16 protein-coding genes and 1 pseudogene are annotated in these 22,983 nt (G+C 42.2%); 9 read left to right on the plus strand and 8 right to left on the minus strand.

The window, feature by feature from the left end; all coding sequences use genetic code 11:
• Nucleotides 1–42: 42 nt before the first annotated feature.
• Nucleotides 43–1,104, minus strand: a complete 1,062-nt coding sequence (locus GOM46_RS07880) for a M24 family metallopeptidase (RefSeq protein WP_235083530.1) — start codon at nucleotides 1,102–1,104, stop codon at nucleotides 43–45.
• The gene (gene uvrA / locus GOM46_RS07885) at nucleotides 1,097–3,928 is read right to left on the minus strand and encodes an excinuclease ABC subunit UvrA (protein WP_235083531.1); all 2,832 of its coding nucleotides are present in this window, start codon (nucleotides 3,926–3,928) and stop codon (nucleotides 1,097–1,099) included. The genes GOM46_RS07880 and uvrA overlap by 8 nt, the downstream gene beginning before the upstream one ends.
• 142 nt (nucleotides 3,929–4,070) lie before the next feature.
• Between uvrA and GOM46_RS07890 the strand changes: the two genes are divergently transcribed.
• The 3 genes from GOM46_RS07890 to GOM46_RS07900 all read left to right on the plus strand — a co-directional run bounded on the left by GOM46_RS07890 (nucleotide 4,071) and on the right by GOM46_RS07900 (nucleotide 6,166).
• On the plus strand, nucleotides 4,071–5,015 hold the full coding sequence (locus GOM46_RS07890; RefSeq protein ID WP_006149653.1) for a magnesium transporter CorA family protein: 945 nt from the start codon (nucleotides 4,071–4,073) through the stop codon (nucleotides 5,013–5,015).
• A 12-nt stretch (nucleotides 5,016–5,027) separates the two neighbouring features.
• Nucleotides 5,028–5,702 (plus strand): DUF1129 domain-containing protein, encoded by a 675-nt coding sequence (locus GOM46_RS07895; protein WP_235083532.1) that lies wholly within the window; start codon nucleotides 5,028–5,030, stop codon nucleotides 5,700–5,702.
• Nucleotides 5,703–5,902: 200 nt separating this feature from the next.
• Nucleotides 5,903–6,166 carry a SemiSWEET family transporter gene (locus GOM46_RS07900; protein WP_006149211.1) on the plus strand — a complete coding sequence of 88 codons (264 nt, stop codon included), beginning with the start codon at nucleotides 5,903–5,905 and terminating at the stop codon, nucleotides 6,164–6,166.
• A gap of 57 nt (nucleotides 6,167–6,223) precedes the next feature.
• Here GOM46_RS07900 and GOM46_RS07905 read toward each other — a convergent pair whose 3' ends face one another.
• The 4 genes from GOM46_RS07905 to mutL all read right to left on the minus strand — a co-directional run bounded on the left by GOM46_RS07905 (nucleotide 6,224) and on the right by mutL (nucleotide 10,125).
• Nucleotides 6,224–6,892 (minus strand): CPBP family intramembrane glutamic endopeptidase, encoded by a 669-nt coding sequence (locus tag GOM46_RS07905; RefSeq protein ID WP_235083533.1) that lies wholly within the window; start codon nucleotides 6,890–6,892, stop codon nucleotides 6,224–6,226.
• Nucleotides 6,889–7,452, minus strand: a complete 564-nt coding sequence (locus GOM46_RS07910; RefSeq protein WP_235083534.1) for a DNA-3-methyladenine glycosylase I — start codon at nucleotides 7,450–7,452, stop codon at nucleotides 6,889–6,891. Before GOM46_RS07910 ends, GOM46_RS07905 begins: the two co-directional genes overlap by 4 nt.
• Before the next feature lie 9 nt (nucleotides 7,453–7,461).
• The gene (gene ruvA, locus GOM46_RS07915) at nucleotides 7,462–8,055 is read right to left on the minus strand and encodes a Holliday junction branch migration protein RuvA (protein ID WP_235083535.1); all 594 of its coding nucleotides are present in this window, start codon (nucleotides 8,053–8,055) and stop codon (nucleotides 7,462–7,464) included.
• Nucleotides 8,056–8,175: 120 nt separating this feature from the next.
• Nucleotides 8,176–10,125: a DNA mismatch repair endonuclease MutL gene (gene mutL / locus GOM46_RS07920; RefSeq protein WP_235083536.1), complete on the minus strand. Its 1,950-nt coding sequence runs from the start codon at nucleotides 10,123–10,125 to the stop codon at nucleotides 8,176–8,178.
• A 183-nt stretch (nucleotides 10,126–10,308) separates the two neighbouring features.
• Between mutL and tyrS the strand changes: the two genes are divergently transcribed.
• Both tyrS and GOM46_RS07930 read left to right on the plus strand, forming a co-directional pair.
• Nucleotides 10,309–11,565, plus strand: a complete 1,257-nt coding sequence (gene tyrS / locus GOM46_RS07925) for a tyrosine--tRNA ligase (RefSeq protein WP_006149597.1) — start codon at nucleotides 10,309–10,311, stop codon at nucleotides 11,563–11,565.
• A 53-nt stretch (nucleotides 11,566–11,618) separates the two neighbouring features.
• Nucleotides 11,619–12,467 carry a putative RNA methyltransferase gene (locus tag GOM46_RS07930; RefSeq protein WP_235083537.1) on the plus strand — a complete coding sequence of 283 codons (849 nt, stop codon included), beginning with the start codon at nucleotides 11,619–11,621 and terminating at the stop codon, nucleotides 12,465–12,467.
• Between the two features lie 70 nt (nucleotides 12,468–12,537).
• Here the strand turns inward: GOM46_RS07930 and glgP are convergent, their stop codons facing one another.
• Both glgP and malQ read right to left on the minus strand, forming a co-directional pair.
• Nucleotides 12,538–14,796, minus strand: a complete 2,259-nt coding sequence (gene glgP, locus GOM46_RS07935) for a glycogen/starch/alpha-glucan family phosphorylase (protein WP_235083538.1) — start codon at nucleotides 14,794–14,796, stop codon at nucleotides 12,538–12,540.
• Nucleotides 14,797–14,818: 22 nt separating this feature from the next.
• Nucleotides 14,819–16,336 (minus strand): 4-alpha-glucanotransferase, encoded by a 1,518-nt coding sequence (gene malQ / locus GOM46_RS07940; RefSeq protein ID WP_006149656.1) that lies wholly within the window; start codon nucleotides 16,334–16,336, stop codon nucleotides 14,819–14,821.
• A 419-nt stretch (nucleotides 16,337–16,755) separates the two neighbouring features.
• Between malQ and GOM46_RS07945 the strand changes: the two genes are divergently transcribed.
• The 4 genes and pseudogenes from GOM46_RS07945 (at nucleotide 16,756) to GOM46_RS07955 (ending at nucleotide 20,258) form a co-directional block, all read left to right on the plus strand.
• Nucleotides 16,756–18,024 carry an extracellular solute-binding protein gene (locus GOM46_RS07945; RefSeq protein WP_006149580.1) on the plus strand — a complete coding sequence of 423 codons (1,269 nt, stop codon included), beginning with the start codon at nucleotides 16,756–16,758 and terminating at the stop codon, nucleotides 18,022–18,024.
• Between the two features lie 122 nt (nucleotides 18,025–18,146).
• A complete protein-coding gene (locus tag GOM46_RS07950) occupies nucleotides 18,147–18,482 on the plus strand; it encodes a DUF5683 domain-containing protein (RefSeq protein WP_235083539.1) in 336 nt (111 codons plus the stop codon).
• 670 nt (nucleotides 18,483–19,152) lie between these two features.
• Nucleotides 19,153–19,281, plus strand: coding sequence for a hypothetical protein (locus tag GOM46_RS08340; protein WP_265324762.1), 129 nt, complete (start codon nucleotides 19,153–19,155; stop codon nucleotides 19,279–19,281).
• 154 nt (nucleotides 19,282–19,435) lie between these two features.
• A pseudogene (locus GOM46_RS07955) lies at nucleotides 19,436–20,258 on the plus strand (ABC transporter permease subunit).
• Nucleotides 20,259–22,983: the final 2,725 nt, after the last annotated feature.

Genomic DNA, 22,983 nt, shown 5'->3' on the forward strand with positions numbered 1-22,983 from the left:
AAACCTTTAACTAGTAAAAGTCAACGATTTATCTCATTTTTCTTAGATTACGATTAATTCTTTTGGAGCAAGGGTTAATAACTCACAACCTGTATCTGTAATCAAGATATCATCTTCGATACGAACTCCGTATTTCCCTTCAATATAAATACCAGGTTCATCAGTCAAGACCATTCCAGATTTAATAACTTCTTTGGAAGTTTGGCTAAAGTAAGGTTCTTCGTGGATATCAAGTCCAATACCGTGCCCGATACCGTGTGTAAAGTATTCTCCATAGCCTGCTTCCACAATAATATCACGAGGGATTTTATCAAAATCACGGAAACCTAAGCCATCCTTAGCTTGGTCAATCAGAGCTTGGTTAGCCTTCAAAACGGTGTTGTAGATTTCTGCTTGTTCGTCGCTGGCATGACCTAGGTAGATGGTACGTGTCATATCACTGACATAGTGGTCATAAAGGCACCCAAAATCCATAGTGATTGCTTCGCCTAGTTCTACTGGCTTGTGCATTGGGTGAGCATGGGGTTTAGAAGAATTGATACCACTCGCTAGGATGGTATCAAAAGACAAACCAGCAGCGCCTAATTCACGCATACGGAAGTCCAGGAAGTTGGCAATTTCAATTTCTGTCTTACCTGGCTTGATAAAGTCAAGAGCATCGTGGAAAGCTTGGTCTGAGATGGAACAAGCCTTACGAATAGTCGCAATCTCTGTCTCATCCTTAATCATACGAAGGGCTTCAACAAACTGTGTCTGTGGAACTAGTTCTAAACCTTCAAAGGCGGTTTGCATGCGATGATAATAAGAAACTGAAACCTCATCTTCAAATCCGATACGAGAAAGACCCATATCTTTTGCAATCTTTGCGATAGTTGCCAACTCATCACGTTCTGCAAAAATCTCAAAACCGGTTACTTCTTGCTTAGCAGCGATGATATAGCGAGCATCTGTCACCAAGACCTGACGGTCACGACTGATAAAGACTGTCCCATTTGAGCCCCAAAATCCTGTCAAATAGTAGACATTTTTAAGGTTATTGATAATGATTCCATCTAGTTCTTTTTCTTGCATTTTATCTAAAAATGCTTGCACACGTTTATTCATGATGTAACTTTCCTTTCAAATACTGTCCTGTATAGCTAGCTTCATTGGCAGCTACTTCTTCTGGAGTTCCTGTTGCGATAATAGTACCACCGCCAACACCACCTTCTGGTCCTAGGTCGATAATATGGTCTGCTGTTTTGATGACATCCAGATTGTGCTCAATGACGAGAACTGTATTGCCATCATCGACAAAGCGGGACAAAACGGTGAGTAGACGAGCGATGTCCTCAGTATGCAACCCAGTCGTTGGTTCATCTAAAATGTAGAAGGACTTACCTGTCGAGCGCTTGTGGAGTTCACTAGCCAGCTTCATACGCTGTGCCTCACCTCCAGAAAGTGTCGTAGCTGGTTGTCCCAAGGTCACATAACCTAGACCAACATCTTTGATGGTCTGGAGTTTGCGTTGAATTTTCGGAATGTGTTGAAAAAATTCTACTGCGTCATTGACGGTCATATCCAAGACTTGCGAGATATTCTTTTCCTTGTAGTGAACTTCTAGCGTTTCACTGTTGTAGCGAGTCCCATGACAGACTTCGCAAGCTACGTAAACATCTGGCAAGAAGTGCATCTCAATCTTGATAATCCCGTCACCCGAGCAGGCCTCACAGCGCCCGCCCTTGACATTGAAACTGAAACGCCCCTTCTTATAGCCACGAATCTTGGCTTCATTTGTCTGAGCAAAGAGGTCTCGAATGTCATCAAAAACACCTGTATAGGTCGCAGGATTAGACCTCGGTGTTCGTCCGATTGGACTCTGGTCAATATCTATCAGACGATCGATATGCTCGATTCCTGTAATCGTCTTAAACTTACCAGGTTTGTCTGAATTGCGATTGAGCTTTTGTGCAATAGCCTTTTTGAGGATGCTGTTAATGAGGGTAGACTTCCCTGAACCAGATACCCCTGTCACTGCAATGAATTTCCCGAGTGGGAAGCGAGCGGTGATATTTTGCAAGTTGTTCTCACGCGCACCTGTCACTTCGATAAAGCGACCATTGCCAACGCGACGTTCTGATGGTACAGGAATCGCGCGTTTTCCTGATAGATACTGTCCTGTAATGGATTTGCTGTTGCGAGCTACCTGCTTAGGCGTTCCTGCAGCAACAATTTCTCCACCAAAGACACCCGCTCCAGGACCAACGTCAATCAGATAATCAGCTTCTCGCATAGTATCTTCATCGTGTTCTACCACAATCAAGGTGTTCCCCAAGTCACGCATCTTTTTCAGACTGGCAATCAGGCGGTCATTGTCCCTCTGGTGAAGACCGATGGACGGCTCATCAAGGATATAAAGAACTCCTGAGAGGTTGGAACCAATCTGAGTCGCCAAGCGAATACGTTGGCTCTCCCCACCTGATAAAGTTCCCGCTGAACGAGAAAGCGTTAGATAGTTAAGCCCGACATTATTGAGGAAGGTCAAGCGGTCCTTGATTTCCTTCAGGATAGGACGAGCGATGATAGCTTCATTTTCAGATAGACTTAGTTGATCAATGACCTCCAAATGGTCTGCAATAGAGAGGTCTGAAATTTCTCCGATATGGAGCCCTTTTTCTCCTCCTACTCGAACAGATAAGGCCTGGTCATTGAGACGATAACCGTGACAGGTCTCACAAGTTAGCTCGTTCATATAAAGGCGCATCTGAGTACGAGTGTAGTCGCTATTGGTTTCATGATAGCGACGCTTGATATTCCCAATCACTCCTTCAAATGGAATATCGATATCACGAACTCCACCGAATTCATTTTCATAATGGAAATGGAATTCTTTCCCATCTGAACCGTAGAAGATGAGATGCTTATCCTCCTCAGACAAGTCCTCAAAAGGCGTATCCATATCCACTCCAAAGGCTGTCATGGCTTGTTCCAGCATATTTGGATAATAGTTAGAAGAGATAGGGTTCCAAGGTGCTAAGGCTCCTTCGCGAAGAGTTTTGCTAGCATCTGGCACTACTAAGTCCGTATCAACCTCTAGCTTGATTCCCAAACCATCACACTCACTACAGGAGCCAAATGGTGCGTTGAAGGAGAAGAGACGAGGTTCTAACTCTGGAACCGTAAATCCACATACTGGACAAGCATAGTGTTCTGAAAAGAGCAACTCTGAATCATCCATAGTATCAATAACGACATAACCTTCAGCGATACGGAGAGCTGCTTCAATCGAATCAAAGAGACGACTACGGATACCATCCTTGATGATGATACGGTCTACCACCACGTCAATGTTGTGTTGTTTATTCTTTTCAAGTTCAGGAACTTCGGTCACATCGTAAACAACTCCATCGACACGAACACGGACGTAACCATCCTTTTGAATCTTTTCGATCAGCGTCTTGTGCTGCCCTTTTTTCTTACGAATCACGGGAGCTAGAATCTGCAAGCGTTGGCGTTCTGGCAATTCCAAGACCTTGTCTACAATCTGCTCTACTGACGAAGCCTTGATAGCCCCATGTCCATTGATACAGTAGGGTGTCCCTACACGTGCATAGAGAAGACGTAGATAATCGTTGATTTCCGTCGTTGTCCCAACCGTCGAACGAGGATTTTTACTGGTCGTTTTCTGGTCAATGGAAATGGCAGGGCTGAGACCATCGATAGAATCCACATCTGGTTTTTCCATATTGCCCAAGAACTGACGAGCATAGGCTGACAGGCTTTCAACGTAGCGACGTTGCCCTTCTGCATAAAGGGTATCAAAGGCTAAACTAGACTTTCCTGATCCAGATAGTCCCGTCACCACAACTAGCTTGTCACGCGGAATTTCCACATCTATATTTTTTAAATTATGGGCGCGTGCCCCATGGATGACAATCTTATCTTGCATATTACTTCTTTCTAGTTCATTGTTGCTTTCCATTATACCAAAAAAAGTGAAATTCTATTACCAAAAACGCCGAATTTGTAGTATAATAGTACGGTGTCAAAAATCACTGGAACACGGATTAGATTAGGAAAGGATAAGAGATATGAAGCAAGTCTTTCTCTCAACTACAACTGAATTTAAAGAGATTGATACGCTCCAGCCGGGCACTTGGATCAATCTCGTCAATCCTACTCAAAGCGAATCGATGGAAATCGCCTCGGCCTTTGATATTGATATTGCCGATCTCCGTGCGCCGCTCGATGCGGAAGAGATGTCTCGTATCACCATCGAAGATGAGTACACCTTGATCATCGTAGACGTCCCAATCACAGAGGAAAGAAATAACCAGACCTACTACGTGACTATTCCCTTGGGGATTATCATCACAGAAGAGGCTATCATCACTACCTGTTTGGAGCCTCTACCACTTCTTGATATCTTTATCAATCGTAGGCTTCGCAATTTCTATACCTTCATGCGTTCACGCTTCATCTTCCAGATTCTCTACCGCAACGCGGAGATTTACCTAACCGCCCTCCGTTCAATCGAACGTAAGAGTGAGCAGATTGAGAGCCAACTTCACAAATCTACTCGAAACGAAGAATTGATTGAACTCATGGAATTAGAAAAGACCATCGTCTACTTCAAGGCTTCTCTGAAGACTAACGAGCGCGTGATTAAGAAATTGACCAGCGCAACCAGCAATATCAAGAAATACCTTGAAGATGAAGACTTACTGGAAGATACCTTGATTGAAACGCAACAGGCCATCGAGATGGCGGACATCTATGGAAACGTCCTTCACTCTATGACAGAGACCTTTGCTTCTATCATTTCGAACAACCAGAACAATATCATGAAAACCTTGGCCCTCGTGACCATCGTTATGTCCATCCCGACCATGATTTTCTCAGCCTACGGAATGAACTTTAAGGATAATGAAATTCCTCTAAACGGAGAACCGCATGCTTTCTGGCTCATCGTCTTTATCGCCTTTGCTATGAGTGTTTCTCTCACTCTTTACCTCATCCATAAAAAATGGTTCTAAACAGGAGTTATTATGTCACAGATTGATTTAAAAGAATTAACCAAGAAAAACCAAGAATTTATCCACATTGCAACCCAGCAGTTTCTTAAAGATGGAAAAACCGACGCTGAAATCAAGGCCATCCTTGAAGAGGCCATTCCTCATATTCTAGAAGAACAACCAAAAGGTGTGACCGCTCGCTCTATCTACGGAGCACCAACTCACTGGGCTCACAGCTTTAGCGAAAAAGAACAATACGAAAAAGAACATCCAAAGGAAAATGACGATCCAAAATTGATGATGTTGGATTCAGCCCTTTTCATTACAGGACTGTTTGCAGTAGTTAGTGCCTTGATGAGTTTCTTCTCAAACCAACCAGTGGCTTACGGATTGGTAACACTTATCAGTGTAGGAGCCTTCGGTGGAGTTGCCTTTTACCTTCTCTATCACTTCATCTACCGCTACTACGGACCAGATACTGACCGTAGCCAACGCCCTCCATTCTGGAAATCACTTTTGGTTATGCTAGCAACCATGTTTGCTTGGGTTCTCATCCTCTTCTTGAGTAGCTTCATTCCACAAGCCATCAACATCAGCCTACCACCACTTGTTTTGTTGGTGATCGGTGGATCACTTCTTGCTCTACGTTTCTACCTCAAAAAACGTTTCAACATCAAGAGCGCAAGTGCTGGACCTGCTAGATATTAAGATAAACAATAAAAGTAGTGTGTTTTACAGACAGACTACTTTTATTATGGCTCCAAAGCATTTTTTTATTCTCCAAAGAAAAGTAGCTACATTTTCTAAAAACGTTCTAATGTAAAGTCTTTCCTTAGAATCCCGAGGTTTTGTCCTTGAATCCAAGTTGTTTTTCTGTTATACTAATAAAGTAATAAGGAGAAATATATATGACTAAACAGAGAATTAATCAAGTTGTTGGTTCAATTGGTGCCTTTATCGGGATTATTGTATTTATAGCCTACATCCCTCAAATTTTTGCCAATTTACAAGGGAACAAAGCTCAACCATTCCAACCTTTATCAGCAGCAGTCTCTTGCTTAATCTGGGTCATTTACGGATGGACAAAAGAGCCTAAGAAAGATTGGATTCTAATCATTCCAAACTCAGCCGGGGTTGTCCTTGGCGGACTGACCTTCCTTACTGCTCTATAAGAAATTAACTACTATAAAAAGCAACCACATCGAGTGGTTGTTTTTTTCTGTATAGGATTAAAACAAGGCTAAAATAATAAAGGAGAGGCTATTACCTAACATGTGAACAAGTAGGGGATAGTAGACATTCTCCTTTTCTTTCACATAAATAATAGAAAAGGCAAGGCCACCACCTAGGTATCCGACTGCACCGACCCACTCTGATAAACTTAAATTATGCATATGCGTCAGTGCAAAGATAAATCCTACCAGAAGAATGCTTAACCAACTTGGCAGACTTTTCTGCAAGTGATGCAATAAGAGCTGACGGAAAAAGAGTTCTTCCACCAAAGGTCCAATGATACAGGCGAAAACCACTATCAGTAGTGGTTGTTCTTTAAAGGCAGTTTGTATATTAGCCTCGTTTAGTCCCTGTCCGCTTAATCCCAACATCTGTCTCAACATTTCCGATAGGAGCCCAAAAAGAATGGTTGAAAGGAAAAGCAAGCCCCAGCCTTTTAAAACCCCAAAGATAAATTTCCTTTTAGAACTTCTAACCTCTTCCCACTTTTGGAGCAATAGGGACTTAAATAAGAAGCAACCATACACAAACATGATGGTATAGACTAAATAGGTCCCTGCAGAAGAAGGCAATGGAGCATCAAATACTCGTATACCATCAAACACAAAAAGGACTATATAGAGAATCCCAAAAATCAGAACTCCCTTATATTTTGTAGACATCATTTAAGACCCTTCCATTCACAATCATTCTCATGGTCATCAACTAGCCCTGCAGCCTGCAGATAGGACAAGACAGCGACTGGTCCAGTGAACTTAAAACCACGTTTTTTGAGATCCTTGGATATTTTTTCAGACAAAGGCGTTTTGGCTGGTGCTTGACTGTAGTCCGGGATATCATTGACCAAGGTCTTCCCATCTACAAAAGACCAGAGATAAGCATCAAAAGAGCCATACTCTTTCTGAACTTGTAGAAAGGCCTGGGCATTCGCTCGCGTCGCAAATATCTTGGCACGATTGCGGATGATAGCTGAATTATTCATCAGATCTTCCAGTTCTTCATCCGTCATGTCTGCAACAGCTTGAATGTGGTAACCATGAAATGCTTGACGGAAAGCCTGCCGTTTATTAAGCACCGTTTCCCAAGATAGACCGGCCTGATAAGTCTCCATACAAAGTAGCTCAAAAAGGGCTTGGTCATCATGGAGAGCCTGGCTCCATTCCTCATCGTGGTAGGCTACATATAGAGGGTTGTTCATTTTAACCCAGCCACAGCGTTTTGGCATAGGAACCTCCTATTTCACCAACATCTTAAGGGCAGATTTGATATAGTTCTCTGCCGTATCCGAAGTTCCTTCAAAGAATTTCTTGATCTTCTTAAGCTCGGTCGACTTGTAGCCCAATGCCAACATGGCTTCCATAGCTTCTTCCAATTCTTGATTGTCACTGCTAGATGGAGCGGCAACCTTAGCAGGGAGATCGTCTCCTGCCACAACCACCTTACCTTCCAAGTCCAGTACCATCTGTTGGGCTGTTTTCTTACCGATTTTAGGGAATTTAGTCAAGTAGGTAATGTTCTTGGTCTCGATGGCTTGAACGAGGCCTGCATTGTCATCTGCTGCAATGATAGCCAAAGCTGATACAGGACCAATGCCCGACACCGAAATCAAGCTGAGAAAGAGTTTTTTCTCGTCTTCTGAACGGAAACCGTAAAGGAGATGAGCGTCTTCGCGAACAACTTGATGCACATAGATTTGCACTTCTTGGTTGACTTGTCCTGAGTAAGCATAGGGATTTGCTACGTGTAGGATATAGCCGATTCCGTTTGCTTCTAGGACGATGTATTTAGCAGTAATTTTGGTAATGATACCCTTTAGATATTCGTACATAATTTTCCCTTCAATTTATACTCAATGAAAATCAAAGAGTAAACTAGTAAGCTAACCTTAGGCATAACTTAAGTTAGACAAGGTAAGGCTGACGCAGTTTAAAGAGATTTTCGAAGAGTATTAGTATTTTCCTAGTTCTCGTAGACTCGTGTGATTTTCCTGAATGCGACGGAACATCTTTTCCATATCTGACTTGGTAAAATGCACCAAAACAGGGCGTCCGTGTGGACAGTTGTATGGGTTGTCGCATTTAGAGAGCTGATAGAGGAGCTGTCTAGCTGAGTGGTCATCGATACGGTGGTTAGCCTTGATTGACCGCTTGCAGGACATCATAATGGCCAGCTCTGCTCGGTATTTCTTGATAGAAACTTCCTTTGTCAAAAGGAGCATATCACACATCTCATAGATACCAGACTCGATTTCCTCCTCTGCCATCCAAATTGGATGTTCCCGTAGGATAAATTGATTCTCCCCGTACTCTGCTAGAAAGACGCCAACTTCCTCTAAGAGAGGCATTCTTTCCTTGAGACGAAGGGCATCATCTGCAGGGAATTCAAAGATGTAAGGCACTAGGAGTTGTTGTTGACTCTGGTCAACATTGCCAATGCTTTCGCGGTACTCCTCGTACTTAACCCGCTCCTGGGCCGCATGCTGATCTATGATGTAAAGCCCATCTCGACCTTGGGCAAAGAGGTAGGTACCGTGCATCTGCCCGAAAAATTCTAACTCTGGGAAGCTCGAAGACTCTTCTCGCTCCAGCTTATCATAAGCCTTATCCAAACTAGCTAGATCTAACTCTGGATGGTCTAGTTGGTCGTAACTGACAGACTTTCTCTCTGCAAAATGCAGTTTGGCTGGTTTGGTTATCTGGTCTAAGGTTTCCTTAGCAAAGAGGTTCAAATCCTGTTTCTCTTCAGTCAGGTTCACCTGATGGTCTGCCACCTCAGCTTGTTTTGGTCTTGTCGGTTCATTTTTTTCATAGTAGAGCGTATTTTCTCTCAATGGTAAAGTGGTTTGCTCTACTTTTTCACGATTGCGAATGGTAGATTTGGCTAAATTTTCCAAGGCATCAGGAATCAAGGTCTGTTCCTTGAGACTCTTTGCGATAGCTTCTGAAACTAGCGCCATCAGCTCTCTTTCCTTGGAAATCCGCACTTCTTGCTTGGTTGGATGAACATTGACATCTGCTAGATAAGGATCGATCTGGATGTGAATAACGGCCAGCGGAAAACGCCCTACCATGAGTTTGCTACCGTAACCATCTAAAATGGCACGATTGAGCAAGAAGTTTTTGATATAACGGCCATTGATAAAGAGACTGATATAGTTGCGATTAGCACGTGTCAATTCCGGCAATGAGACAAAACCTGAAATTTCAAAATCTAGGTCAGAATTCTCAATCTCAACCATCTTTTTAGCACTGGCTAGACCATAGATTCCAGCAATGGCTTGGCGCAGTTGACCCGTACCAGCTGTCCGTGTCATTTCCTTGCCATCGCTAAGCAGGCTAAAGGAAATCTCAGGATGGGCCAAGCCTAGACGATTGACAATATCGATGATATGAGACAACTCTGCCTGTTGGCTCTTCATATACTTGAGACGGGCTGGTGTGTTGAAAAAGAGATCCTCCACACAAACCTTGGTCCCAACAGGACTGGTCGCAGGGATGATTTCTTCAACTTCTCCCCCACGAGCCACTAGCTTGGTTCCATGACTTGCGCCATCCACTGCTGTCAAAAGAGTCAGTACACTAACAGATGCGATAGAAGGCAGAGCCTCTCCACGAAAACCAAGAGTCCGAATCCGAAAGAGATCCGCTTGATTCTTAATCTTACTGGTCGCATGACGGCGGAGAGCTAACTCGACTTCATCGTGGGCAATCCCGTGCCCATTATCGGTAATTTGGATTTTCTTAAGACCAGCTTCTTCGATCTCAACGATAATCTGTCTTGAGCCAGCGTCGATAGCATTTTCGACCAACTCTTTAACTACGCTGGCAGGACGCTCGATCACTTCTCCTGCTGCAATCTGGTTGGCCAAGACTTCTGGCAATTCAATAATATGAGACATTTTTCAGCCCCTTTCTTAACGATTTTTATCTATTTCTCTGAAAATAAGCTAGTGCTATTATACCATATTTCACTCGTTTCCAAAAAAGTCCAAGCAGCAACTTTCTTCCCGATTTTACTAGGTTATTTACTAAGTTTGTGGTAAAATAGGTAGAAACAATATTTTAAAAAGGAGAAAAGACACATGCATATTTTTGATGAGCTAAAAGAGCGTGGTTTGATTTTTCAAACGACTGATGAAGAAGCTTTGCGCAAAGCCCTAGAAGAAGGTCAAGTTTCTTATTATACTGGCTACGATCCAACTGCTGACAGCCTTCACCTAGGTCACCTTGTCGCAATCTTGACAAGTCGTCGTTTGCAGCTAGCAGGTCACAAACCTTATGCGCTCGTTGGCGGTGCTACAGGTCTCATCGGAGATCCGTCCTTCAAAGATGCTGAACGTAGTCTCCAAACAAAAGACACAGTAGATGGCTGGGTCAAGTCTATCCAAGGACAACTTTCTCGCTTTCTTGACTTTGAAAATGGTGAAAATAAAGCTGTCATGGTCAACAACTACGACTGGTTTGGCAGCATCAGCTTCATTGACTTCCTCCGTGATATCGGAAAATACTTCACTGTCAACTACATGATGAGCAAGGAGTCTGTGAAGAAACGTATTGAAACAGGGATTTCTTACACTGAGTTTGCCTACCAAATCATGCAAGGTTATGACTTCTTCGTTCTTAACCAAGAGCACAATGTAACCCTTCAAATCGGTGGTTCTGACCAGTGGGGAAATATGACAGCTGGTACCGAATTGCTTCGTCGTAAGGCTGACAAGACTGGTCATGTCATCACTGTCCCACTCATCACAGACGCAACTGGTAAGAAATTTGGTAAATCAGAAGGAAATGCAGTTTGGCTCAACCCTGAAAAGACTTCTCCATACGAAATGTACCAATTCTGGATGAATGTCATGGACGCTGACGCTGTTCGCTTCTTGAAGATCTTTACTTTCTTGTCACTTGATGAGATTGAAGACATCCGTAAACAATTTGAAGCGGCGCCACACGAACGTTTGGCTCAAAAAGTCCTAGCTCGTGAAGTCGTAACACTTGTCCACGGTGAAGAAGCCTACAAAGAAGCTCTCAACATCACTGAGCAACTCTTTGCCGGAAATATCAAAAACCTTTCTGTCAAAGAACTCAAACAAGGACTTCGTGGTGTTCCAAACTACCATGTGCAAGCAGACGAAAACCACAATATCGTAGAATTGCTCGTATCTTCTGGTGTGGTTAACTCAAAACGCCAAGCCCGCGAAGATGTTCAAAATGGAGCTATCTACGTCAACGGTGATCGTATCCAAGACCTTGACTATGTCTTGAGCGATGCAGATAAGTTAGAGAATGAACTTACTGTAATCCGCCGTGGTAAGAAAAAATACTTCGTTCTAACATACTAAAAAACAAACTGGATGCATTTGCCATCCAGTTCTTTTTTTGCTAGACTAAAACTATGAATACAAACCTCAAACCCAAACTCCAGCGTTTTGCATCTGCTAGTGCCTTTGCCTGCCCTATCTGCCAAGAAAATCTGACCTTGGCCGAGAGCAGTCTCAAGTGCGATAATCGCCATTCTTTTGACCTGGCAAAATTTGGCTATGTCAATCTGGCTCCTCAAATCAAGCAATCCGCCAACTACGACAAGGAAAACTTTCAAAATCGCCAGCAAATCCTAGAAGCTGGCTTTTATCAGGCTATCTTAGAAGGTATCTCGGGCATACTAACCACTAACCCATCCGCAAAAACCATCTTGGACATTGGCTGTGGCGAAGGCTTCTACTCTCGTAAACTCCAAGAAGCCCATCCTGACAAGACCTTCTATTCTTTTGATATCTCGAAAGACTCAGTCCAAATCGCTGCTAAGAGTGAACCCAACTGGGTAATCAACTGGTTTGTCAGCGACCTGGCTCGCCTTCCTATAAAAGATTCCAGCATGGATATCTTGCTTGATATCTTTTCACCTGCCAACTATGGAGAATTTCGCCGTGTCTTATCCAAGGACGGCATCTTAATCAAGGTTATTCCTACTGAAAACCATCTCAAGGAAATCCGCCAAATGGTACAGGAACAACTGACAAAGAAAGATTATTCTAACCAAGATATCAAAGAACATTTCCAAGAACATTTCAGCATCCAATCTAGTCAAATCGCTTCCCTGACCAAGCCCATTACAGCAGAACAACGCCAAGCCTTACTCAGCATGACTCCCCTGCTCTTCCACGTTGACCAAAGCAAGATTGACTGGAATCAACTGACAGAGATTACTATCGAAGCAGAGATTCTGGTTGGGAAAGCACTATAAACTAGTCTAAATACAAAAAAACGCATCTATTTAAGATGCGTTTTTGTTTTATAATCTGTTACAAAGAATCTTAGTTCAAGTGCCAGATATCTTCATTATACTGAGCGATTGTACGGTCAGATGAGAAGAATCCTGCTTTAGCAATGTTGACGATGACTTTATCCAACCATGCATCACGGTCTTCGTAGTCAGCAAGCATTTGCTCTTTAACTTTGATGTAGTCTTCCAAGTCAAGAAGAGTCATGAACCAGTCTTTGTTGATCAATTCGTTGTAAAGACGTTCCAAGCGCTCTTTCTTACCGACTGCAAGAACAGCATCGCTTACGATGAAGTCAACCAATGGTTTGATCGCTTTACGAGCGTAGAATTCGCTTGATTTGTATGCTGATTTCGCATAAAGGTCGATAACAGTTTCTGAATCTTCACCGAAGATGTAGATGTTTTCATCTCCAACCAACTCAGCGATTTCCACGTTAGCACCATCCATAGTACCAAGAGTCAAAGCTCCGTTCAACATGAATTTCATGTTACCAGTACCTGAAGCTTCTTTAGAAGCAAGTGAGATTTGTTCTGAGATATCACATGCTGGGATCAAGAAGCTTGCTGCAGTAACGTTGTAGTTTTCAACCATAACCACTTGTAAGTGTGGTGCTACTGCTGGATCGTTGGCAATCACTTCTGACAAGCAAAGGATCAAGTGGATGATATCTTGAGCGATTGTGTAGGCAGGAGCTGCTTTACCACCAAAGAATACTGTGATTGGACGAGCAGGGATGTTACCAGCCTTGATGTCCAAGTATTTGTGGATAACATACAAAGCGTTCATTTGTTGGCGTTTGTACTCGTGAAGACGTTTGATTTGGATATCAAAGATAGAGTTTGTATTGATTTCCACACCTTGGTGCTCTTTCAAGTGACGAGCCAATTTACGTTTGTTGTGAGCTTTGATGCTTTCCAATTTTTCTTTGACAGCAGCCTTGTCTTCGTATGAAAGAAGGTCTTCTAATTTAGAAGCTTCATGGTGCCATTCGCGTCCAAGGATCTCATCCAAGTAGTGAGACAATCTTGGGTTAGCATGCATGAGCCAACGACGGAATGTGATACCGTTTGTTTTGTTGTTGAATTTTTCTGGGTAGATGTCGTAGAAAGCTTTCAACTCTGAATTCTTCAAGATTTCAGTGTGAAGAGCCGCAACCCCGTTTACGCTGTATCCGTAGTGGATATCCATGTGAGCCATGTGAACACGTCCGCTCTCATCGATGATTTGAACAGCTGGGTCTTTGTATTCTGCTTTAACACGACGGTCCAATTCTTTGATGATTGGTACCAAGTGAGGAACCACTTCTTCCAAGAATTCAAGAGGCCATTTTTCAAGGGCTTCAGCAAGGATTGTGTGGTTAGTGTAGGCAGTCATGCTACGAACGATAGAGATTGCTTCATCAAGTTCGATACCACGTTCAGTCAAAAGACGGATCAATTCAGGGATAACCATTGATGGGTGAGTATCGTTGATTTGTACAACTGCGTAGTCAGCAAGGTCATGCAAGTTGCTTCCTTTTTCGATTGCTTCATCGATGATCAATTGTGCACCGTTTGAAACCATGAAGTATTGTTGGAAGATACGGAGCAATTCACCTTGTTTATCGCTATCGTCTGGGTAAAGGAAAAGAGTCAAGTTACGAGCGATGTCTGTCTTGTCAAAGTTGATACCATCTTTGATGATTGAAGAATCAACTGAATCCAAGTCAAACAAGCGCAAACGGTTTTTAGTAGCTGTTTTGTATCCAGGCACATCGATATCGTAAAGAGTAGATGTCAATGTGAAGTGTGCAAATGGCACTTGGTAGCTACGACTTGAGCGAACCAACCAGTTTTGGTCAGTCAACCAAGCGTTAGGAATAGTTTCTTGTTGGTTGTTTTTAAGAACTTGTTGGAAAAGACCGAAGTGGTAGTTCAAACCAACACCGTCACCATTCAAACCAAGTGTAGCGATTGAGTCGATAAAGCAGGCTGCTAAACGTCCCAAACCACCATTACCAAGTGATGGTTCCAATTCTACTTCTTCGATTTCGATCAACTCTTTACCTGCATCAGCAAGTTCTTTTTTTACTTCGTCATAAAGACCAAGGTTAATCAAGTTGTTTGACAAGAGTTTACCGATCAAGAACTCAGCTGAGATATAGTAAACTTTTTTCTTACCAGTGTTGACTGGTTTTTGGCTGCTAGCAAGTTTGCTGTAGTTAAGAAGAGCAAGGTAAAGCTCTTCGTTGCTACATTCTGCGATAGATTTATTGTAACGATTATGTACAAATTCTTTTAATGGTAACATTTTTATGTCTCCTGATATTGTCTTATTTCTTTAATTCTACCAAATTTTCATTAATTCGGCGATAAATTGTAGTCAAGTCAAGCAAAGTTTCTTCGACAGCAGGAGTCAATTGATCCTCTGTCATACGCCATGACCAGTTTCCACCAAGAGTAGATGGGAAGTTCATACGAGCTGAACCATCCAACTCTAGCAAATCTTGCATAGTAGCGATAGTCATAAAGCTTACTGATGAAAAGGCTGTACGAAGCATAGCATGTACTACTGTTTCGTATTCCTTGCGGTTTGTATAGCGTGCCATGTACTCACGTGTTGGATCGTCAATCTCATCACGGTACCAACCAAGAACAGTGTTGTTATCGTGTGTTCCTGTATACATAACTGAGTTTGCTGGTGCCAAGTGTGGGCTGTCGATACTTTCATGTTCTGGGTTGAAGGCAAATTGAAGGACTTTCATTCCTGGGAAGCCAGTGCGCTCACGAAGCTCGATAACTTCATCAGTCATGAATCCAAGGTCTTCTGCGATGATGTTCAAGTCACCAAGCTCTTCTTTAACAGCTGCAAAGAGTTTGTAGTCAGGTCCTTTCACCCATTTACCAGGTGCCGCTGTTTTAGAACCAGCAGGGATTTCCCAGTAAGACTCAAATCCACGGAAGTGGTCGATACGAACGATATCGTAGATTTTAAAGCTTTCACGCAAGCGTTCAATCCACCATTTATAGCCATCTTTGTCCATTGCTTCCCAGTCATAGATTGGGTTCCCCCAAAGTTGACCGTCTGCAGAAAACTCATCTGGTGGGCATCCTGCAATGTGTGTTGCTTTTCCGTTTTCATCTGTTTTAAAGAGATGCGGATTAGCCCACATATCGCTTGAGTCCTCAGCCACATAGATAGGCATGTCTCCAACGATTTCGATGTGGTTGTCATTAGCGTATGCCTTTAATTTCAACCATTGTTGGAAGAAAAGGTATTGGGTTACGCGGTGGTAAACAAGCTTGTCAGCTAATTTCTCACGGTAACTTTCAAGAGTTGAAGCTTTGCGAGCACGAGCATCTGCATCTGGCCATTCTGTCCAAGCAAGGTTGTCAAAATGCTCTTTGATCGCCATATACTCTGCAAAGAGTTCAAGCCATGATTGATTTTCTTGCGCAAATTTTTCGAAGTCTTTGACATTTCCAACTTCAAGGAAACGTTTGACAGCTTTCTCTAAAAGCGGACGACGTGCATAGTAGATTTTAGCGTAGTCTACTTCTTTTGGGTTGCTACCAAAGTCCACACCTTCAAGATCACTTGCTTCCAACAAACCTTGCTCTACCAAAATATCAAGGTCGATAAAATGTGTGTTGCCAGCAAAGGCTGAGAATGATTGGTAAGGAGAATCCCCATAGCTAGTTGTTCCCAAAGGAAGGATTTGCCAGTAGCGTTGCTTCGTGCGAACCAAGAAGTCAACGAAATCATAGGCGCTTTGACCAAATGATCCGATTCCGTATGCTCCTGGAAGTGATGAGATGTGCATCAACACACCGCTTTGACGTTTTTTCATATTAGCACCTCAAGTGTTTATATTGTTAATTACTTCAATTTTTGCGCAAACGTTTGCGCTAATTAAAGTATAACCCATTTCCAAAAGAAATGCAAGCGTTTTTAAAAAACTTTTTTTGGATTTATTCATATTATTAAAAACAAAATTTACTATATCATCTTCTCTGCCCTTGATAATTTTTTTAAAAAAAATGTGCAATCGTTTCCATTCATTCCATTTCCGAACATTTTTCCTTGATTATTTATCTTTTCTTCCTATTATAGGGACCGTTTTCTGTTTTTCTTAACTTTAAGCTTTTTAAAAAATTTTTATAAAAAACGCTTGCAACCGTTTTCTGTTTGTGCTATACTATGGTCATAAGGGAAAACGTTTGCGTTTCCTCGAAATTAAAATTTGTTATTCTTTAGGAGGAATACACTATGTCAACTAAATTCATGAAGAGCGCTGCCGTACTTGGTACTGCTACTCTTGCTAGCTTGCTTTTGGTAGCTTGCGGAAGCAAAACTGCTGATAAAGCTGCTGATTCTTCTACATCAGGAAGTCAAGAAATCACTTTCTACGTTGAAGATCAATATAAAGCCTTCGCTGAATCAGCTGCAAAAGCTTACGAAAAAGAAGCTGGTGTAAAAGTTACTATTAAAACTGGTGACCAATTAGGTGGACTCGACAACCTTTCACTTGATAACCAATCAGGTAAAGCTGCTGACGTTATGATGGCTCCATACGACCGTGTAGGTAGCCTTGGTACTGACGGACAACTTTCAGAAGTAACTTTGAGCGACGGTGCTAAAACAGATGACACTACTAAATCTCTTGTAACTGTTGGTGGAAAAGTTTACGGTGCTCCAGCTGTTATCGAGTCACTTGTTATGTACTACAACAAAGACTTGATTAAAGAAGCTCCAAAAACATTTGCTGACTTAGAAAACCTTGCTAAAGATAGCAAATACGCTTTTGCTGGTGAAGAAGGAAAAACTACTGCTTTCCTAGCTGACTGGACTAACTTCTACTATGCATACGGACTTCTTGCAGGTAACGGTGCTTACGTATTTGGCGACAACGGTAAAAATCCTAAAGATATCGGTCTTGCTAACGATGGTGCTATCGCAGGTATCGAATACGCTAAGACTTGGTACGACAAATGGCCTAAAGGTATGCAAGATACTGAAGGTGCTGGAAACTTGATCCAAACTCAATTCCAAGAAGGTAAAACAGCTGCAATCATCGACGGTCCTTGGAAAGCTCAAGCATTCAAAGACGCTAAAGTAAACTACGGTGTTGCAACTATCCCAACTCTTCCAAACGGCAAAAACTATGCAGCCTTTGGTGGTGGTAAAGCTTGGATTATCCCATCAAGCACTAAGAACCTTGAAGGCGCTCAAAAATTTGTAGACTTCCTTGTTTCAACTGACCAACAAAAAGCATTCTACGATGCTACTAACGAAATCCCAGCTAACACTGAAGCTCGTGCTTACGCTGAAGGTAAAAACGATGAGTTGACTACAGCTGTTATCAAACAGTTCCAAAACGCTCAACCAATGCCAAACATCTCTCAAATGTCAACAGTTTGGGACCCAGCTAAAACAATGCTCTTTGACGCTGTAAGCGGTAAGAAAGATGCTAAAACAGCTGCTAATGATGCTGTAACATTGATCAAAGAAACAATCCAACAAAAATTTGGTAACTAATTGATTGCTTCAAGGGGGATTATTTAAAGATCCCCCTTAATTTTTAGATATTTTGACAATGTTTCGGCAGCCTTGCTGATTATCATCGAGCCCAGAGCTCGTATCTTATGAAAGGAGCACTCATGGAACAACAACCAAAAAAAGCAGCCTTGCTTTCATTGATTCCTGGGTTGGGACAAATCTACAACAAACAAAAAGCTAAAGGTTTTATCTTCCTTGCTGTAACAGTAGCTTTCGTCCTCTATTTTATAGTACTTGCAGCACCTGAATTGAGCAACTTAATCACTCTTGGTGAGAAACCTGGTCGTGATAACTCTCTCTTCATGTTGATTCGTGTGCATTCCACTCTCTTTTGGAATTGTTTACCTATCCTTTTATATTTTCCAATAATTAAAAGAGCCTCATATACGATTGCAAACGTATTAATAATGGCATTCCTGGTTCCCATTGAACATTGAAGGATATGAGTAAGGAAGCTATGAAATGGTTTCCCGTACTTACTCATCATCCCCTCTTATGTTGTCCATGACATTTGCTAATCATCCTTCCCAGTTTATTTGTAACCTTGATGATTGCCTTTCCCACTAAGATTTCCAACATTTACACCCAATAATTGTTGGATTGGGTTGGATTGATAACCTCACAAACATCTGGAGCTTGATAATTTCCGTTCAGACCTTCGGTTCCTTTGTTTCTTTCTTGACTATTATCTAGGCTTTATCTGCAATCTACTTTGGCATCGTACCGGTATCTTTACAGCTATTTATTGCTACCACCATTCATCAAGGGAAACGTATCTTTGGTGTTATCTTCCTTCTTCCTTGGGCTGTTCCAGCCTTCAATCACTATCTTGGACTTCTCAACCATGTTTAATAACGATAGTGTCGGTGCTATCACACCCAAGTTTGGCCCTATCTTTGCTAATTTCTTCCATTTCTTAGATGGCGTTCTTTTCCTTGGAAGACAAACCACTTGGACTAAAATCGCCTTGATATGATGCAAGGTTGCTTTGGAATCCCTTAGATCTTTATGTCTTGACTCCGGTACCTTAGTCTATTCCAATGACTTGTATGAACGCTTATATCGTGGTGCAAACGCTTTAGCAAAAATTCCGCACATTACTTTCCCATGATTTTGCTTGTTGCGGCCCTACTTTTTGAATCAGCCATACACCTTCAACCTGCAACAACCTTCTCTATCATGTACACTCTTCATGGTGGGGGTCCTGGTAGTGTCGGTGGTGGAGCTGTTCAATAACCAGACATCTGATTTCATTGATTTACCGCTTGACAACTGGTACAGCTCCTCATACTCTATGGCAGCTGCCGTTACCTTGTTATTTCAATCATTGTCATCTCTATTTCTATGTTGCATTCAGAACTACACGCGATTTGATATGGATGACGTCTAGATGAATAACTCATTAAACTCAACGTAGACTGACTCAAACCCTCACTTACCTCTACTTGATCGGACTTTCATCGTCATTATTTATCCACTTTATCACGATTATGTCAGCCTTCAAGGCTGGTAACGTTGTGGCCTTTAAAACTCGACTGCATGTCAACCTTAGTCTTGATAACTTCAAAGGACTCTTTAACAGAAACCTTGTCCGGCACATGGTAACTTATACCTTGATCATCGCTTTGGTCACTATGGTCGTTCGAGACAAGTATTTATCGTACTTGGCTGGTTATGCCTACATCCGTTTACAACTTCTTCTGGCCTCGTAAGCAAAGTTTGGTCTTCTTCTTGATTATCCAAATGTTGCCTACAATGGCCGCTTTGACTGCCTTCTTCGTTATGGCACTACTCATGTTTTGAACGCCCTAACCTAGCTGGTTCCTCATCTTCTCTATAACGTCGGTGTGGTATCCCATAAACTCTTTGTTGATGGAAAGGTTCTTTACAGACCGTACCCATGTCTCTTGATGATTCTGCAAACTTGAGGTGCAGGACACTTTCCGCCGCTTCTGGCAAATCGTTCTCCCTCTTGTTCGCCATGAGTTGCTGTAGCAAGCCTCTGGGCCTTCATGGACCCTTTCGGAGACTATATCCTCTCTAGTTTCTTGCTCTTCGTGAAAAAAGTCCTTTACAGTTGCCGTGTCACTACAAACCTTCGTTCAGCAATGCGAAGAACTTGAAGATCGCCTACTTCTCAGCGGTGCTATCCTCATGCTCTTCCAATCTTTACCCTCTCTTCTTTTATTGCAAAGAACTTCGTTTCAGGATAACAACGGTGGCGACAGGGTATATAAACCCTCGCCCACTTTTGCTTGGGGGGGGGGGGAGGAACTGGTAACTAGATTGTCTGATGAAATCGAGCTTATCGAGAAAGGCCTTCTTTTGTTTGTGACAGATGTTACAAACCTTCACTTTACCAGGATTCATACTTATCCCCGCTTGAATAAAACCATTTCTCTTATATATCTCGGATAGAAAAATGCTATAGAAGAGATTTATGTTACCATATCCGTTTTCTTATTTTAATAGTATTTGTGGATTCCGAAGCCCTCTCTCATCGTTTTGGTCTAAACTGGTTTCAACTGTTTTTTTACCATATATTCTTGATTAGCTTGGTCTATGGTTCCTATTGCCATCCAGAATAGCTCTCAGAGACTTATCCCTAGAAATTTATCGATGATGTCTACGCTCCTTTGACGACTGAAAGTCGTTCAGGATCTAGCTAAGAATGCTCAATTGTAGATGGTACCTAAGGCTATACGGGCATCAATCCCTCATCAAGCTCTGTTCAATTGAGATACCTTCCTAGTTCAAACTCCCTGAGGAATTAACTTCTTTCACTTTGAACCTGAGCACTCGGTTATCAGCAAGCAAGGAAAAGAACTAACCAGCATTCGCTTATCAATGCGATCACGACTGACAGTTTTCCAAAACAAGGAAGACTTAACGCACTGGTACCAACAGAATCGTGTCCTATATTAGCCTCTTTCTTGGCTAGGCTTTATAGTTTCCTCTGTGGACTTAATTTTTTCCGGGTCGCTCTAGGCTATCGCCTTCTTGCTATACTTTACGAAAAAATCACGTCTTTCTCATTTAAACAACAAAAAAAAAAACCCTATAAGAGTGCTATCATTTCATCTTGAATTGTTTAGGATTTACCAACTTTGCTCTGCCATTGATTCTCGGTCTATAGGCCAAAACATTGTCAAACTTGATTACTATTCAAAATATTGATTTGTTCATGTAAATCGGTCACTATATTTACAAAACGCATTTTCGGATTTCTCTCCCCCCCCCCACAGACTACAATAAGTAGAGATTATGTATGCTGGTACGATTAAAGACGTGGCCAAGGCGCAGGGGTTTCACCTCTCAACCTTAACCCGGTTATTCAAAAAACCAAAATCAACCATTAGCGATTAGACAAAAAAAACGAGTTCGCAATCAGGCAATGAAAGAACTCAACGACAATCCCAATTCATCAATGCGCGAGCTTAGTTAGCAGGTTACACCCAGGTCATTGGTTTGGTTCTTCCAGACGAACCTGATGCTTTCTATCCAAAATCCCTTCGTTTCCTTCTGTGTTCTGAGGAGGGATTGCACAGGTTTGCATCAGAAATCCACTATGCCATTCAAAATCGCCACTGGAAAAAAAACGAAAAAGAAGTCTCTTGACAGCATTTCTCAGATGGTCTATGGTAAGCGTGTTGACGGCTCCGTATCTTCGTATGCCCAAGAAAAATGACCCTCTAGTTAAATCTAGTCGTCGATGGAGCCAATTCCTTTCCTTGTATCCTTGGAAATCACTTTCCCCATTGATCCCACTCGTGATATATGATACAGGTACATACTGGGCTATGACTGCTACAGCAAATACTTTATCAAAAAAAGTGATTGCAAGTCGAATGCCTTATCGGAGGTACAAAGAAACTATGTTACCCAGGGGACACCGCTCTGGACCGGTTACGAGCAAAGCCCATTGCAACGACCACAAACTATCCCTAGGAGAGCACATCTTACCTTTATAGCTGATGAATTTCTGATAGAAAAGGGTTATATTGCAGCAAACAATCCTGTCAAAACACGATCCTCAGACCGAGCATATTATTACAAACGAGAGTCTCTTTAGCTCTGAGGTGTCTAGATAACTACCTCAACGAACACCAGCTTGATGTTCCGACGTTTCTTCCGCTTTGACTCTGTAAACGAGCTTAAATTAGCAGCCTACGTGCCACCAACAACGCGAGATCGACTTGGGCACGAACTTCACGTTTGAAACCGATTGCTTCAAATCATCACAATGATGCTCAAAGAAAATCGTTTTCAATCTGCTCATCGTCAGAGTTGCTTTGCACACGAAAATCATTGTAAAAATAGAACAAAACCAACTCATCAGTATTAGAGTGGTTTTTGTATATTCTATTTGTCTAGCTGACTAGTTTCACAGACCTCGACAAATCGTCCCTAAAATTTGAACCATTTTTCAGATACAGAAACAAAGGCCTGTCGGAATCAACTGCTCATGAGTGTTTAAAATCATGAAACTCTGCACGGTGATGACGTATCAAAACAGCTTTACGTTGGTGATTATAAGTTCCTCAGATATGGATCATAGTTGCCCCACGGTGCAATTTATGTGGGATTCTCAATTACCCGCACTGGATACTAGTGACAATCATGGCCTGCATCGTTTTAGTTTGGTGAAAACTGCATCTGCTTACACGACTTGAGACAGATAGTAATCATGAGAATAGAGGAGCAATTTCCAGACCACAAAGGTTCAATCCTGGGAGATCAGCATAAAATTGTACCGTTCACTATAGAGGAGATACTACACGGACTTTTTTTTTTTTTCGACTGTCTCTTTTACGAAGGTCAGGCTGACAAATATACTGTTCCACCGCTGGATAGATAGTTATGGCGATTAGAGCAAGCCAATGCCCAATCCATAACACGACACCCCCAAAATAGGGCATCATTGATGAATCGGTGGCG

Origin of the sequence: Streptococcus infantis, assembly GCF_021497965.1 — a bacterium.
Lineage (GTDB): Bacteria > Bacillota > Bacilli > Lactobacillales > Streptococcaceae > Streptococcus > Streptococcus infantis_B.